Source organism: Variovorax glucosi, assembly GCF_051216695.1.
Lineage (GTDB): Bacteria > Pseudomonadota > Gammaproteobacteria > Burkholderiales > Burkholderiaceae_C > Variovorax.
Map to the genome: position 1 here is coordinate 1 of NZ_JBPJZE010000206.1, position 1219 is coordinate 1219.

Here is a 1219-nt window from a genome sequence, read left to right on the forward strand (position 1 = left end):
CTTCTCGTCGTTGGTGTCCGTGAAGACGTACTGCTTCCACTCGAGGTCGCCCCGGTGATAGGTGCCGACGACGTCCGGCGCCGGCTGCCCGTCGTACAGCTCCACCTGCCGGCGGATTCGCTGCCTCACCTTGTCGCCCTCCGGCGTGGGGCCGGCGAGCAGATCGAAACCCGCCCGCGGCTGCGTGACCATGGCCAGCGACTGACCGAGATTGCGGCTCTTGCGGTGCCGGTGCGCCGGCGCGCTGACGTTGATGAAGAGCGGCACACCCGCGAAGCACAGGCTCCAGAACGGCTGCTCGGGGTCGGTGGGAATCTCGGGCGGCCACGGTTCGGGATCGTTGTCGACCCAGTCTTGCATGATGTGCCCCGCGGTCTGGTAGTAGTGATCGAGCGGCTGCTCCTGTGCTTCGGGCTTGAACAGGATCACCAGCACGTTCATGGATTCCTCGATCCCCGTCATCACCGAAACCGTCTTCAGGTATTCGCGCAGCCCCTGGCGCACGCGAGCGAGTTCGAGTGGATCGGTGTCGGAGCCCGCGAAGACGAAATGCAGCGTGTTCGTGCGGAACGCCGTGCGCGCGAAGTTGCATGGAAACTTGCTCGGCTCCCGCAGGTAGCCGCTGAAGTCCTCCAGGCTCGCCTTGGCCCACGGGTAGGCGTTGTCGGCGCTGTCCACCCACTCGATGGCTTCCCGGTGAGTCAGCGTGACCTTGGGTGGAAGCACCGCGGGCGGCGCAGCCACCTCGGTGCACCAGGACGAATATTCGGGGTATCCGCCCGTCACCGTCTTCAGGTAATGCGCCTGCAGCTGGCGGGTGATGGGCCCCACTTCTCCGTCGCCGATGGGCAGGCGATCGACGGAAGTCACGGGGAGTATTTCGAACAGGGTGCCGCACATCAGGACTTCGTCGGAAATCAGCAATTCGGTGCGATCGATTTCGCGCTCCACGACCTGCAGCCCCAATTTTTCCCTGGCCAGCACGATCAGCGTGTCGCGGGTCAGGCTTTCCAGGATATCGGCGAATGTCGGAGGCGTAATGAGCACGCCATCCCTGATGATGAAAAGGCACGCCGCCGGGCCTTCGGACACCTTGCCCCTGTTATTCAGGATGATTGCGATATCAAAACCGTTATCGCGCGCTTCGTTTTGTGCAAGGCGGCTGTTTTGATAATTGGCCGCGACCTTGGCACGCGGTGGAATGCAGTCATCAGAAATT

General features: G+C 62.9%; 1 protein-coding gene. It reads right to left on the reverse strand.

Annotated elements, in window-relative coordinates:
• Positions 1 to 1218 (reverse strand): YqcI/YcgG family protein (locus tag ACSFA3_RS24310; protein ID WP_435507944.1); only part of this gene is annotated, 1218 nt, incomplete at its 3' end.
• Position 1219 lies beyond the last annotated feature (1 nt).